At 47.2% G+C, this 14,261-nt stretch carries 13 protein-coding genes; 2 read left to right on the top strand and 11 right to left on the bottom strand.

From position 1 onward, the window contains the following. Nucleotides 1-933 precede the first annotated feature (933 nt). Nucleotides 934-1,764 (bottom strand): TrmH family RNA methyltransferase, encoded by an 831-nt coding sequence (locus EKN16_RS30250; RefSeq protein ID WP_375782087.1) that lies wholly within the window; start codon nt 1,762-1,764, stop codon nt 934-936. A 6-nt stretch (nt 1,765-1,770) separates the two neighbouring features. Continuing rightward, a complete protein-coding gene (locus EKN16_RS30245; RefSeq protein WP_125665125.1) occupies nt 1,771-2,436 on the bottom strand; it encodes a potassium channel family protein in 666 nt (221 codons plus the stop codon). A gap of 145 nt (nt 2,437-2,581) precedes the next feature. On the opposite strand from EKN16_RS30245, the gene sspI reads away from it, so the two are divergent. After that, nucleotides 2,582-2,818: a small acid-soluble spore protein SspI gene (gene sspI / locus EKN16_RS30240; RefSeq protein WP_125665123.1), complete on the top strand. Its 237-nt coding sequence runs from the start codon at nt 2,582-2,584 to the stop codon at nt 2,816-2,818. 146 nt (nt 2,819-2,964) lie between these two features. On the opposite strand, the gene EKN16_RS30235 is transcribed toward sspI, so the two are convergent. The 8 genes from EKN16_RS30235 to EKN16_RS30200 all read right to left on the bottom strand — a co-directional run bounded on the left by EKN16_RS30235 (nt 2,965) and on the right by EKN16_RS30200 (nt 11,663). Next, nucleotides 2,965-4,059, bottom strand: coding sequence for a Gfo/Idh/MocA family protein (locus EKN16_RS30235; protein ID WP_125665121.1), 1,095 nt, complete (start codon nt 4,057-4,059; stop codon nt 2,965-2,967). Nucleotides 4,060-4,111: 52 nt separating this feature from the next. Continuing rightward, nucleotides 4,112-4,738, bottom strand: a complete 627-nt coding sequence (locus tag EKN16_RS30230; protein ID WP_125665119.1) for a ThuA domain-containing protein — start codon at nt 4,736-4,738, stop codon at nt 4,112-4,114. A gap of 30 nt (nt 4,739-4,768) precedes the next feature. After that, nucleotides 4,769-5,932, bottom strand: a complete 1,164-nt coding sequence (locus tag EKN16_RS30225; protein WP_125665117.1) for a Gfo/Idh/MocA family protein — start codon at nt 5,930-5,932, stop codon at nt 4,769-4,771. A gap of 57 nt (nt 5,933-5,989) precedes the next feature. After that, the gene (locus EKN16_RS30220) at nt 5,990-7,027 is read right to left on the bottom strand and encodes a LacI family DNA-binding transcriptional regulator (protein ID WP_125665115.1); all 1,038 of its coding nucleotides are present in this window, start codon (nt 7,025-7,027) and stop codon (nt 5,990-5,992) included. 338 nt (nt 7,028-7,365) lie between these two features. Continuing rightward, nucleotides 7,366-8,952, bottom strand: a complete 1,587-nt coding sequence (locus EKN16_RS30215; RefSeq protein ID WP_125665113.1) for a peptide chain release factor 3 — start codon at nt 8,950-8,952, stop codon at nt 7,366-7,368. A gap of 32 nt (nt 8,953-8,984) precedes the next feature. Further along, nucleotides 8,985-9,194 (bottom strand): hypothetical protein, encoded by a 210-nt coding sequence (locus EKN16_RS30210; RefSeq protein WP_125665111.1) that lies wholly within the window; start codon nt 9,192-9,194, stop codon nt 8,985-8,987. Nucleotides 9,195-9,237: 43 nt separating this feature from the next. Next, nucleotides 9,238-10,785, bottom strand: coding sequence for a glucose-6-phosphate dehydrogenase (gene zwf, locus EKN16_RS30205; protein WP_232016094.1), 1,548 nt, complete (start codon nt 10,783-10,785; stop codon nt 9,238-9,240). Between the two features lie 143 nt (nt 10,786-10,928). Beyond that, nucleotides 10,929-11,663: a YwmB family TATA-box binding protein gene (locus tag EKN16_RS30200; RefSeq protein WP_164523056.1), complete on the bottom strand. Its 735-nt coding sequence runs from the start codon at nt 11,661-11,663 to the stop codon at nt 10,929-10,931. Nucleotides 11,664-11,870: 207 nt separating this feature from the next. On the opposite strand from EKN16_RS30200, the gene EKN16_RS30195 reads away from it, so the two are divergent. Next, a complete protein-coding gene (locus tag EKN16_RS30195) occupies nt 11,871-12,251 on the top strand; it encodes a hypothetical protein (protein ID WP_125665108.1) in 381 nt (126 codons plus the stop codon). A 350-nt stretch (nt 12,252-12,601) separates the two neighbouring features. Here the strand turns inward: EKN16_RS30195 and EKN16_RS30190 are convergent, their stop codons facing one another. Then, nucleotides 12,602-14,044, bottom strand: coding sequence for a molybdopterin molybdotransferase MoeA (locus EKN16_RS30190; RefSeq protein ID WP_164523055.1), 1,443 nt, complete (start codon nt 14,042-14,044; stop codon nt 12,602-12,604). Nucleotides 14,045-14,261: the final 217 nt, after the last annotated feature.

The raw sequence follows: 14,261 nt of genomic DNA, 5'->3' as shown, positions 1-14,261 counted from the left end.
TCTAGTGCATGCTATCGGATAAAAAATCGAGAGTAAAATCGGGAAAGTCTTGAACAGTATGCGGAAAAGACTGTGCCGATAGTTCAAAGAAAAAACGAAGTGAAATGCTTGAGGAAAGACACGGAAATCAGGGGTGTAACAAAGAAAAAACTGGAGATCAGTCGGGGGGATTGCCCGATTAACTTCCAGTCTTATGGTGAGTTTGAGGAAAAAGAGAGAGAAAAATGCATGGGTGGAACTTTCGCTGTCTTCTCATTTACTCCAGCTTTTAATTCGCTAGCCCGTTGGTCTTCCCCCGCTCTTTTCTCCCGCTTTGGGTAGGGAAATAATTGGGGGATTGGTTGGGCTGATACGAGTTTATTTGCGGCGATACGAGTTTATTTGCGGCGATACGAGTTTATTTGCTTTGTTATGAGTTTATTTGCGGTGGATACTTCTGTAAAGAGATAATAATTACTGTCCTCAACTCCCCCACCCATTCCCTCCCACTCCAGACCCCACAAACCCAAACCCCACAAGGCATCTCAGCCTTTTTCCACCCAAAATCGAGATAATAATTAGTGTCCCCCCATGTGAGGTATAACGGATGAAAACCTGGAAGGAAACTGGGTCAATTGTGAACGAAAAGAGATAATAATTAGTGTCCTCAATGGTAGAGATAATGAAAGGAAAAGACAAGTCTAATTGGGATTTTGATTGGGTAAAAGATTGAGAAAAAGCTTGGGTAAGATCCCACTTCAAATCTTTTCAAACCCTTGCTATACCTGGTTTCCGCTTGATAAATGCTTGAGTAAATATTCGAGTAGAAGAGGATTATTTCCTGCATTGCTTTTAACAGGGGGAAAGAAAAAGACTGGATAATTGATTGGGCGAAAGCGCCGACCAGTTTCCAGTCTTTGGTGAGTTGAGGACAGTTATTTGAGTAAAGGACAGTTATTTAGGTTGTGGGACAGGAATTATTGTTTCGTTAAACTTCCGCTGCCGCAGCGATTCATACAAAAGAACCGTTCCTGCCATGGCGACATTCAGCGATTCTGATTTCCCCTGCATCGGAATAATGACGTTCTCATCGACGAGCTCTAACGTCTCCGTAGACAATCCATTAGATTCATTGCCGAGAAGCAGCCAGGTTGGCCCACTCCAATCATATCCATAGCAGGTAGCTGATGCTTGAAGGCTAGTCCCGACAAGGCGGATTCCCCGCTTCTTCGCTTCTGGCAATAGCTCCTCCAGATTTCCTTCGATAATAGGCAAATGAAAAAGCGAGCCCATCGTCGATCGGACCGTCTTCGGATTATATAAGTCAACAGAGCCGCTTCCTAGCACAACCGCATCCGCTCCGACTGCATCCGCACTACGGATAATGGTTCCTACATTACCAGGATCACGTACCCCGTCCAGTACAACAACAAGTGAATTTTCTTTATATAATGCTTCTTCTTCATAAGGCATTTTTGCCACAATGCCAAAAATCGGCGGAGGTGTATCTGTACCACTGCATTTGGCCATGATGCCCTTCGTTGCTTCAATCAGCTCACAGTCCATCTCTTGAAGCAGCTGCGCAAGCTCTACAGGTATCCCCCGTTCACCATCATAAACAATCGTGCGGACATCCGCTCCCGCCTGAATTGCCTCCTGCACAAGATGCACGCCCTCAATAATGAACTGCCCCGTACGATCCCGGTGCTTCTTCTCCAGCAGTGCGGCCATTGCTTTTACTTGATCATTTTGCAAAGAAGTCAAGCTTATTATCGGTTTACTCACGTTTACTCAGCCTTCCGCATGGACAATTTCGAAATTCGTCAAATCTGCATTTTTTCCTACAATGACAAGGATGTCATTTTCCTTAATGATATCATCTGCGTAAGGAGAAATATTCATATGCTCGTTGGTCTTGATCGCTAGCACATTGCATTTATATTTGGCCCGAATATCGAGCTGCTTTAAGTTTTTACCTATCGTTGGCTGTGGTGCCTTCATCTCCACGATACTGTAATCATCTGAAAGCTCAATATAATCGAGAATATTAGGGGATATTAAATGATGAGCGACGCGCAAGCCCATATCACGCTCTGGATAAATAACCTTATCTGCACCGATTTTTTGCAGTACTTTGCCATGAAGCTCATTTTGCGCTTTGACAATTAGTTTAGGAACACCAAGATCCTTCAAAATTAAAGTGGTCAGAATACTCGCTTGAATGTCGGCTCCGATTGCGACAACAACCACGTCAAAATTGCGAATACCAATCGCCCGTAATGCTTCTTCATCGGTCGTATCCGCAGATACTGCATGAGTGACTAAACCCACGACCTCTTGAATTTTCTGTTCATTCGAATCAATTGCCAGTACCTCGAATCCAAGATTCGTCAGCGCACTAGCAACACTTGAACCGAAACGCCCCATACCAATGACTGCATACTGCTTCTTCGCCAAAGTTCGCACACCCTTTTCAAATAATGAACGCTTTGCTTTTACTGATTATACCACAGTTCAGGAGTGCTTCCGAAATCTCCTTCCAGCATGAAACTCACCCTCCCGGGAAATATTAAACCCGAAGTCGAGTAATGGAGGGATTCGGTTGAGTAATCTTGATTTGAGGCAGGCGATCGTTCGTCGGGTACAGGATAAAACAGGTGAAGAGCTTACTGACGTCATTGAAAGCTCCATTGGTCAAGACGAACGGGCACTTCCCGGTCTTGGCGTTTTATTCGAGATGATCTGGAAAAACAGCGCCGAGCCCGAGCATAGTCGGATGGTTGAGACGCTTTATAATCATCTTCACCTGACCCAGACAGCACCACCAAGTCCAAGCTAACGGCACTAATTCGATTGTGGGATGCGTCTTGTATCATTGGCGCTCCCACGCATACATATTGTAACCCCCCATAAAGAAAATCAGCCTACCCAAGGGCAAGCTGATTGAAATCAAAAGTCATTTAAGTAAATTCTCAACACAACCATTTACTTGGTTTGGGTTTCAAGAGCAGGCATGGGCTCAGGACGTTCACATGTGCTCTCCATCGTGTAGTGTTTACCATCACGCGAAGCATCGTGAATACCATGCATCGCTTCTAGCACATGATAGGCCATTGCACCACTCGCACGGTGCTGACCTCCATCTCGTATCGCCCGTGCCATATCAGCAACGCCGATACCCCGATTATTATCTGTATGCCCATGTGTCAATGCGATCTCTTCCCACTCGCCGCCAGCAGGGCGAAGCTTTACGGTTCCGCCGAATCCGTTCGGGTCTGGAACAAGCAGTGTACCAGCGCTTCCGTGAATTTCAATGTTAGGTAAAGACGTGCCAGCAGATGCATCAAAGCTCGTAATCAGCGTACCTACCGCACCATTCTGAAAATCAAGTACGCCAGCAAGATGCGTCGGTGTCTCCACTGTAATTTTCTTGCCCTTCTTCTTCTCACTGGTAATCGTACGTTCTGGATAGGAAATGACAGCGGAGCCGGTTACTCGGCGAATTGGTCCAAGCAAGGTTACAAATGCCGTTAAATAGTAAGGTCCCATATCGAACATAGGCCCGCCACCGATTTCATAATAAAACTCTGGATCCGGATGCCAGCTCTCATGACCGCCACAGATCATGAAGCCTGCTGCCGATATCGGCGTACCGATGGCACCGTCGTCGATCAGCTTCCTACAAGTCTGAATACCTCCACCGAGGAATGTTTCAGGGGCGCTCGCAACGCGAAGACCCTTCTCCTCTGCAAGCTTCAATACCTTCTTGCCTTCCTCACGGGTGACAACGATCGGTTTCTCTACATAGACGTGCTTGCCGGCCTCAAGTGCCTGAAGACAGACGGAAGCGTGTGCTTTAGGAATAGTAAGGTTCACTACAATCTCGATCTCCGGGTCAGCCATTAGCTGATCTACCGTATAGGCCTTCGCCAGACCAAACTCTTCAGCACGCTGCTGTGCACGAGCTAGGTCGAGATCCGCTGCTGCCACAAGATCAATCTCCGGATAATTCTTCAAATTGGTAAAATAGATATGGCTGATATTCCCACAGCCAACAATGCCGACCTTCACTTTATTCATTCGACAAAAGCCTCCCTGCCAAATTTATAATGATAATTGTAATGGCTCTATCTTATCCTCGTGCTGCCCAAAGAAAGCCGCGACGCATAAGCTCTGTCGTTTGCGGCATCGCGATAATATCTGCTTGATGTCCGAGTGTATTATAATAGACACGGCCATCGCCCCAACCTTTTGTCCAGACGACCGGCATTTTAACATCACCGAATGAAGTAGTCGCATGTACTTTAATAGCTGGATCTACATGCATGTAATATTGCTCCGATACCACTTCATAATCACCGATACCTTTAGTAAGTGGATCTTCGGAATCCGTCATATTCACCTGATAATGAACGCCGTCATTACCTGGATGAGCTACCCATTGACCACCGACCATATATTGAAAATCAACTTCACTGCGGAAGGAATCTCCCATACCGCCATGACAGCCAGCAATACCGCAGCCGGCTTGAACCGTTTCTAGCAATGGACGAAGCTGCTCCTGTGTAATTTCACCCATCGTCCACACTGGTACGATCAGATCAAGCTGTGCTAAGAGCTCCGCATCTTTGAAGGCATCCAACGTATCAGATACAGTCACTTCAAAACTTTCATCACGCAGAATACCAGCAAATAACTCCGCTACTTCCTTCGGTTGATGACCGTCCCATCCACCCCATACGATTAATGCTTTTCTCATTGCTACCATCCTTATAATTTATATTTATAATTACCGAAGCTCAGATATCGCGACCCAGCGGCGTTCTTCAATCGACTTATCGACGGCTTCTAGGACCGCTTGGCATTCAACACCATCCACGAAGTTTGGAACCGGCTGACGGTCCTCTTCAATTGCAAGCATAAATTCACGCATTTCATGTGTAAACGTATGCTCATAACCGATCGTATGTCCGGCAGGCCACCAAGCATCCATGTAAGCATGGGTTGAATCAGTCGCTAATACACGGCGGAATCCCTGCACATCCACCGCATCCTCGGTAAAATAAACCTCAAGCTCATTCAGACGTTCGAAGTCGAACTTGATGCTGCCTTTACTGCCGTTTATTTCAAAAGAATTCGTGCAGCGGTGACCAGGAGCGAAGCGTGTCGCTTCAATGCTTCCCAGTGCTCCACCTGCAAAACGGGCAAGGAAAACAGTTGCATCATCAACCGTTACCGCTCCAAGTGGAGCATCCTTGTCACCTTTTGCGCTTAGTCCTGTCATTGCTGAGGGAATGGGGCGCTCTTTCACGAATGTCTCGCTCATGCCGATAACCTCTTGGAACTCACCAACGAGGAAGCGTGCCATATCAATCACATGAGCACCCAGATCGCCATGTGACCCAGAGCCTGCAATTTCCTTCTGAAGACGCCACACAAGCGGGAAGGTCGGATCAACGATCCAATCCTGAAGAAACAAGCCTCGGAAATGATAAATGGTGCCGATACGCCCTTCGGAAATCAATTTCTTCGCAAGCTGCACGGCCGGTGAGAATCGATAGTTGAAGCCAACCATATGCTTCACTCCTGCTTCTTCGGCAGCATTCAGCATCTCGATGGAATCTGCTAGATTCAGTGCAAGCGGCTTCTCACAAAAGATATGTTTGCCCGCTGCCGCTGCGGCAATGGCAATTTCCTTATGTGCATCACTTGGAGCGTTAATATCAACGACATCGATATCATCACGTGTCACCATATCGCGCCAGTCTGTCTCCGCGCTCTCCCAGCCAAACTGTACACGTGCTTGCTCGACCCCACCCGCATCACGGCCACATATCGCTTTCATCTCCGGCTTCCATACTGCTGGGAAGAACATGGGCAGAGCTCGATAGGCATTGCTGTGTGCCTTCCCCATAAATTTATAGCCAATCATCCCTACGCGAACGATACTCATCGAGAATTTCCACCTTTCATAAACGAATAGTTAAAGTTATATAAAGGTTCATTTCATTTAGGCTTCTGAAAAGTTCTCGGCAGCGGACGATGCACGTACCACCACTTTAACAGGTAATTTTATTTCAAAGGATCGGTGTTCCGATTCCGCAATCACATCCAGCAGATTGGACGCTGCCATACATCCCACTTCGTAGAACGGAACTTGTATCGATGACAAAGGCGGGTCTGTCAGCCTCGCCCCATCGGAATCGTCGCAGCCCATTAATGCAACATCCTTGCCAACCTGTAAACCCAGCTCTCTTAATCCCTGTAAAAGTCCGATTGCCATTCGGTCATTTGCTGCTATTACAGCATCTATCCGACCTTCTTTAATTAACCATGCAATCGCTTCCGACAGATTATAACCGCTCTTCCTGCTGTAATTGCCGACCAGCACCATCGAGGAATCATACGGAAGCTTCATCTCCGCAAGCCCTTGTCGATAGCCTTCAAGACGGTCTAAGCTATTGGAATAAACCGATGGCCCATTCAAGAACAAGATACGTTTGCAGCCTTGATTGGCAAGGTGTTTCACCGCTTCAAAGCTGCCCATTCGGTGATCAGCATCAACCGTGTTAAAGGTTTTGCCATCAAACCGCTGATTAATAAGGCAGAATGGATATTGACCCTGCTGAAGCTCATCAAGCACAGCGCGTTCGCTCGGTACATCCTGTGCGCCAAGAATGATGCAGCCATCCACCTTTTGCGTACGGAATAAATTCACATAGTCCTTCGGCTCATCCGGTTCACGAAACAGCAGCAGTAAATCATAGCCGCGCTGCTTAGCAGTTATCCCAATACCGCTCAATACTTCAGAGAAGTAATAGGTCGAGAACAAATTAACTTTAGGCAGAAATGGCAGAATCACGCCCAAATTACCGCTTTTGCGCAGGGCAAAACGCTGAGCTAACGCACTAGGCACATAATTCAGCTGCTGTGCCGCTTCCATAACTCGCTTACGGGTATCCTCCTTCACCGGTCCGACGCCGTTCAATACCCGCGAAACCGTCGCTTCCGACACACCCGCAAGCTTGGCGACCTCTTTTCTGTTGATAGGTCCTTCCTCCGTCCACTACAGCTGTTCAAACATCTGTTTATTAGTTCTCTACTGTTCACATCATCTGTTCACATCATCTGTTCACTTCATCTGCTCACTACATCAGTCTAATCCCCGTAATGTACACGCGTACATTTTCTCATGAACAATTATCCATGTCAACATTCAATGCGCGTAAAAAGTAGCATTTATAAATAGAAATACTAAAAAGGACCTCGCTCATTTGCCTACGCTGAAATGCGAGCCACAGATAGTCACTTTTCTCAAAGTGTCCGTCATCTTACGGGTCACAGCTCAAAGCTGGCGGAGCAAGGTCCTTCTTAATCAAGCAGTGGTTACGGCGCTGTCTCTAAGAACTTAGAGGTCGGATTCTTTTCCATCGCCGTACGCATCGCATACTCATTCTCAAAAAGAGCAACATAGTTGTCTTTTTTATCTTTCACAAGCGTGGAGTTAATTCGATACTTAGATGGATCAATCTTATCGTCAACGATCCATCGTGCAAACTGGAACGTCATGCGATGAAGCTGAATCTCCACACCGTACTCCGCACGCATCCGGTACTCGAATACCTCGAATTGCAAATGTCCAACAACACCGAGAATCGTTTCATCAAAGCCGCCTGAGGAATGGAAAACTTGAATCGTACCTTCCTCTGTCAGCTGGTTGATCCCCTTTTGATACTGTTTATACTTCAGCGCATTCTTAACCGTTACTTTGGCAAAAATCTCAGGCGAGAAGGTCGGCAGCTCATCGAAAATAACCTCGCCACCTTGTGATAATGAATCGCCAATTCGGAAGATACCTGGATCGAACAAGCCGATTATGTCGCCCGGATATGCCGATTCGACAATGTCTCTATCCTGCGCAAGAAATTGCTGCGGCTGTGACAACTTAATATCCTTGCCTGCACGAACATGGCGAACGCTCATGCCACGTTCAAATCGACCCGAACAAATACGCAAGAATGCGATACGATCACGGTGAGCCGGATTCATATTCGCTTGAATTTTGAATACATAGCCTGTGAATTTATCGCTCATCGGGTCTATGAGGCCTGTTGTGCTGTTACGTGGAGTCGGTGATGGAGCGAGCTGGAGAAAGTTCTCCAGAAACGTCTGTACACCGAAGTTATTGACTGCACTACCGAAGAAAAGCGGTGTCAGCTCCCCAGCACGAACTTTATCAAAATCAAACTGATCCCCTGCTACATCAAGCAGCTCTAAATCTTGCACGAGCTGATCATGCAGATAATCACCAGCCATCTCACGAATGACGGTATCATTGTAATCCGTAACCTTTTGAACAGAGATCGTCGAGTGATCATTACCTTTGAACAACTCAACTTGATTCTTCATACGGTCGTAGACCCCACAAAGCTCACGTCCCATGCCTATTGGCCAGTTCATAGGCACAGCACGGATACCAAGTACACGTTCAAGCTCTTCCATCAATTCGAACGGGCTTTGTCCTTCACGATCGAGCTTGTTGATAAAGGTAAAGATCGGAATGCCACGCTTACGGCAAACCTGGAACAGCTTAATTGTTTGTGCCTCGACGCCCTTTGCAACGTCAATAAGCATAACAGCGCTATCCGCAGCCGTTAATGTTCGATACGTATCTTCACTAAAGTCTTGGTGACCTGGCGTATCGAGAATGTTAATCCGGTGTCCGCTATAATCAAACTGCATAACAGAGGATGTAACCGAGATTCCACGCTGCTTCTCAATCTCCATCCAGTCACTCGTCGCATGACGGTTCGCCTTACGCGCTTTAACAGTTCCAGCCTCGCGTATTGCGCCCCCGAACAGCAGCAGCTTCTCAGTTAATGTTGTTTTCCCCGCATCCGGGTGAGAAATAATAGCGAACGTTCGCCTTTTCTCTACTTCTTGCTTAATCTCATCCGTTATTGGTTTACTCATCTTGGATTCCCTTCGTTTTTACATGCCATCGATTACAAATGTCCGATTAGGGGCAGCATCGGTGGCTTCAAGCCTATGCGATGCAAAGTGTCTGTATAGTACAGTGTCAGCCGGCCAGTCAAATTAACAACACATGCATATGCTGAGGGAGGCTCAAGATCGATCTTTTCGATCGTCTCACCCTCCCCCAGCATATGCAGCAGAGCCCCTATATGAATACAGCCATGTTCATCTCTATCCACTGACAATTCCTAACTAGCATAGCCATTATCGTGACTGGAAGGTTTACTTGTCTCCGCCGGAGAGCCAGATCACATTATCTTCTTCCTGTCCGTTAACCGTCCACCAATGGAACCCATCTTCGGCAAGGAGCTTGTCCATCTGTTCAGGTCCCCATGATCCCGCTGGGTAGAACTGCAGGCTGGAGCTATCCTCTCTCCATGCTGATGCAATACGGTCGACATAAGACCAAGCCTGAGCCACTTCATCCCAGCGGGTAAAGTAGGTTGACTCCCCGCGTGCAGCATCATAGATCAGACGCTCATAAGCTTCCGGTGTGTTAATACCAATCATGCAGCTTTGGCAGAATTCCATCGATACCGGCTGCACCACATTATCAACACCAGGTTTTTTGGCATTAATCTTAATATAAATGCCTTCCATTGGGTTGACACGGAAGACCAGCAAATTCGGTGCTAGGTTATGACGTCCAGCGAACAAGACATTGTTCGGAACATTTTTAAATTCGATAACGATTTCCGTCGTTTTCACTGGCAGCCTTTTACCTGTACGAATGTAGAATGGCACACCAGCCCAGCGGAAATTATCAATAAAGACACGCGCTGCAACATAAGTTTCCGTCATAGAATCGGACTGAACCGAATCCTCTTGGCGGTAGCCATTCAAAGGTTTATTCTTGGAAGAGCCCTCAGAATATTGACCACGAATGACATTCTTGTTCACATCCTCTTCATTGGCAAAAGGACGCAGTGAACGAAGAGCCTTGACCTTCTCGTCCCGAATATCTTCAGGATGCAAGCGGCTAGGGGGCTCCATCGCGATCATGGAGAGCATTTGCATCATATGATTCTGCACCATGTCACGAAGCGCGCCGGATTTATCATAATAACCACCACGCTCTTCAACACCAACCGTTTCGGAAAGTGTGATTTGCACGTTAGCGATGTGCTTGTTGTTCCACAGAGGCTCGAAGAAAGCATTCGCAAATCGAATGACCTCGATGTTTTGCACCATTTCTTTTCCTAAGTAATGGTCAATTCGGAAGATCTCTTCTTCTTTGAAAACTTGATTCAACTGTGCGTTTAGCTTACGAGCCGATTCCAGATCATAACCGAATGGCTTCTCGATAACGAGTCGATTCCAGCCTTTGGATTCCAGCAAGCCGCCATCACGCATATTGAATGAAACAGGTCCGAAGAGATCAGGTGCAAGCGCCAAGTAAAATAGACGATTGCCCGGAATATCAAACTTGGCATCCAGCTCCTCTGTCAGGTTGTTCAACTGACGGAATCCATCCACGTTATTAATATCCAGTGACATGTAGACGAAATGCTCGGCAAATCGATTCCAAAGCTCAGTTTCGTCTGCTTTATACCGACAAAACTCACCAATTGATTCGTAAACGTCAGCACGGAACTGTTCATTTGTCCGAGGTCTACGGGCTAGACCAACTACTGCAAAATCCTCTGCTAATTTTCCTTCTTTATATAAGCTAAACAGCGCTGGAAAAAGCTTTCTCCGCGCTAGATCGCCGGTGGCTCCGAATAGATAATAAACCGCCCCCGCTGCGGCAATAGTGTCATGTTTGCTCACGTCGGTCATTTCCCTCATTTTCTCATATGTATTTTTAACAGGTTGCAAAACTCTCAAGGATCATGTTATGTAGTTTAGCATATTGAGGCATTAGATGCTATTCATGCTACCATAAAAAAATCTAATCGAAGTCGTAACTCCTTCTAATTAGGTACGATGTAATCCCCTGTAATTAAGGGAACTCCAACGATAAGCTCCGCAGAAATTCCAGCCGATGAGGCTGCTTCAGCGATTTGCAAATTCACCATTTTCGTTCCACTGCTCACTTGTGATCTTAGCTTGGAACTGAGATAGGTATTGCTGCTTGTATGACCATCATCATAGGTCTCCTGCTGCTTCGCATCCGCCCTAAGAGCAATTTGCCCAGCAGCGTCTTGACTAATGGGAATACCTCGCAGTGCAAAGCTCCCCTTAATTGAAGCTTCTAATGGAATAATCGTCTTCTCAATGCTGGTCATCGCGTTCGCAATCCGTTTATATGCAGAACCTTTTTCCGGTTCAAAAAGGATAACAAGATCGACAGGTTCATCTTTTTGTACAGCCGTTGACATCGTCTTCACTGTCTCTGACTGCTGCTGTTGATCCGTATGAATCCAGATTGTTAGCTTATTATGCCCATCAAGTTCTTCCTTCTTCCCCTCGTAGGTATTGACCGCAGTTGCTTTCAAATCTATACCTAGCTGACTAGCGGCTTCTTCTGCATCGGAGCGCTTAAGATGACCATCCCACCGAAACGACCAGCGAGCACCCGAAGAACCGCCTTTAAGCTCATCTTCACTCCATGACCAGATCGCAGAGAAATCCTTCTGCAAGGTACTTCCTACTGTTTGCTTCTGATTCTCTCTTACCTGCCATACCGACCACCCTGCTGCAATCATTAATATCAGCCATGCAACTGCTATTCCCTTCAGATTAGAGCGCTTCCTTGCAGCTGAAGACCTCGTACGAGTAGAAGGATTCGTAGTGATGAGCATTCACTCCTTAATAGAAGCTTCAAATCAACCATATACTAGGTAAATAACCATACGCACTCGCCCCTAGGTGAATACACTGATACAAGAAACCTTGGGAGGTGTAGATGAATAATGGAACCTATTTTCCCGCTCCATGAAGATCATATTAATAAGTTTTGCGGTGTCCCCGTTTGTATTATCACTCATGACGGTAACCGACATGTAGGTATTCTCACTAGCTGCCACAACGGTCGCGTCATGCTTAATGGTAGTCCTGAACAGCAACATAAATCCTCATTTGGCAGTCAAGGCACAAAGAATCATGAAAAAGGCAAGAATAAGCTGAAAGGAAAAAAGGGTGCGAAGCCAAAAAAAGCTGTCACAGAAAGTAAAGCTCAAGCCCAAGCGATATCTTCCAACGATCCGTTTAATGGAAACTCGTCATTCTCTCCATTCGGAGACTTCTTTGCCATTGATTTGGCCCAAATCGCCTTTCTGTTTCTATTACTTTAATCGCTGGAACTGCGAACGCCCGAAACCTTGCGAAGCCATCCATGCCAGGTACGGGCTTTTGCAGTACAGAAGTTTGAATTGCAGGTGTTAGCCGCAAACTATTACTCTCTATTCAACCCATCATGCTCTACATATAGTATCCTTTTATGGAAGATCAGAGAAGATTCTTTTATGAGGAAGAAGCCCCGTTATACATAAAAAAGTTAACCCGCCTATCTTCGATTTTGCGGGAGAAATCTCAAAGGATGCTGCGGAGGATGCGGAGGCTGCAGCCGCTTGGTTAACCAAGGTAGAGAACTTCGCTTTGCTACATCGCATCTAACGAGCACTAGCACACTGAGGAATTTCATTCAAAGGAGAAGTACTTCTACAATCTCTCCTTTAGCTGCTCCCCGCGGTCCAGCAGGTATTCGAATCAATCCATCCGCATCCGGTATGGAGGCAAGCATGCTTGATTTGTTAAAGGCAAGCGGGTCAGCATGCAAGATGCTATCAGCCGTGTAGAGCCGAGTTCGTACAAACCGCTCATGAGGACTCCCTTTATCCCAATCCGCGTCGAGTATGGCCGTGACTGTCCTAGGCATCGCTTCCTCCATACTTACGCCCTGCAGGCGAAGAAGAACAGGCCTTACAAACAGCTCTAAACCAACGAAACAGGCTCCCGGATTACCGGACAAGGCAACTAGCAGCTTGCCATTGACGAGTGCAGCAGAAGTCGGACTGCCAGGCCTCATAGCAACCTTATCGAATAGCAGACGGGTGCTCGGATCTAAAGAAGCCTGTAAAACCTTAGTTGAGTGCTCATAATTACTCTGAAACGGATCAGCCATTTCCTTCACTGATGAATGAAGATTCTCTGATGGAAGAGATACTGTTGAATGATCTCCTACAGTCTTTGGCTTTGCCGATGCCTCGATCTCACTTTGATCATGGTCGTGATTACGAATGCTGCGCATGACTGCAGCCATCACGTCATGGTCTCCCACGGATACTCCACCCGTGGTGATCACAATATCGGCTTGATCAAGCGCCTCTACAAGCGCCGCAACAATGGCTTCCACCTGATCAACCTTGCATCCTAGTTGAAGAGGAATACCGCCACTCTGCTCTATCATAGCGGCAACCATTCCGCTGTTGCTATCGCGGATTAAACCCGCTCCGAGCTGCGCTGTAACGGGAATCAGCTCGCTGCCCGTCGCGATAACCGCTATGCGCGGCTTTGTAAAGACCGGTACACGGGCATAGCCGAATGTACCGAGAAGAGCAGCATGTCCGGGACGAATTAACGTCCCAGACTGTGCCAGCAGGCTGCCCAGGCGAAACTCCTCGCCTGGCTGCGCAATGTGCTGGCCAGGCAGCGCGGCTTGTTTCACCTGCACAGCTGCCAGCCCGTCCAGAAGGACGTCTGTGGTCTGCTCCAGCATGACCACAGCATCCGCCCCGCACGGCACAACGCCTCCGGTCATAATCCGGATGGCGCTGCCCAGCTCTACGCCCCCAGCCGCGATCCCGCCGGCGGTGACCGGGTTCAACACCCGCAGCTTCACCGGAGAATCTGGTGAAGCCTGCAACGTATCCTCGCTCCGGACGGCATATCCGTCCATCCCTGAGCGAGCAAAGGGCGGCCAATCGCTGGTTGCACACAGCGACTCCGCTAACCGCCGTCCCCCTGCCTTCCAGAGAGGCACCATTTCCTGCTGTCCGGGTGCAACTGACTCCAAGACAAGCTTGGTCGCCTGCTCCACCTTAATTGCTCTTCGATTGAAGCGAGAAGCTCTATGTAGCTGCTGCAATTTCCGCTCTCCTCCCGCGATTATCCGCCAAGACAATTCTCCTGTTTATTTAAAAAGTTCCAAGTATGTTAGCCATTTACGCAATCTTTTCTATTGTAACAAAAGTCGTATAACCGCTCCAGCGATAAGATTGTCTTTTTCCATGTCGAAATATGATACATTTAAACGGGTTAAATCATAATCAGTGCTTGCCATCAATTCGCTCATCAACATATGA

It is taken from the genome of Paenibacillus baekrokdamisoli (genome assembly GCF_003945345.1).
In the GTDB taxonomy this organism is placed as follows: Bacteria; Bacillota; Bacilli; order Paenibacillales; family Paenibacillaceae; genus Paenibacillus_Z; species Paenibacillus_Z baekrokdamisoli.
The sequence above is the reverse complement of the archived record's forward strand: the minus strand, read 5'-3'. Positions and strand labels throughout refer to the sequence as shown.

Bases quoted from the DNA above. Each gene is read 5' to 3' on its own strand.
- EKN16_RS30195 (WP_125665108.1), top strand. From the start codon at position 11,871: ATGGAACCTATTTTCCCGCTCCATGAAGATCATATTAATAAGTTTTGC.
- EKN16_RS30230 (WP_125665119.1), bottom strand. From the start codon at position 4,738: ATGAGAAAAGCATTAATCGTATGGGGTGGATGGGACGGTCATCAACCG.
- EKN16_RS30200 (WP_164523056.1), bottom strand. From the start codon at position 11,663: ATGATTGCAGCAGGGTGGTCGGTATGGCAGGTAAGAGAGAATCAGAAG.
- EKN16_RS30215 (WP_125665113.1), bottom strand. From the start codon at position 8,952: ATGAGTAAACCAATAACGGATGAGATTAAGCAAGAAGTAGAGAAAAGG.
- EKN16_RS30235 (WP_125665121.1), bottom strand. From the start codon at position 4,059: ATGAATAAAGTGAAGGTCGGCATTGTTGGCTGTGGGAATATCAGCCAT.
- EKN16_RS30225 (WP_125665117.1), bottom strand. From the start codon at position 5,932: ATGAGTATCGTTCGCGTAGGGATGATTGGCTATAAATTTATGGGGAAG.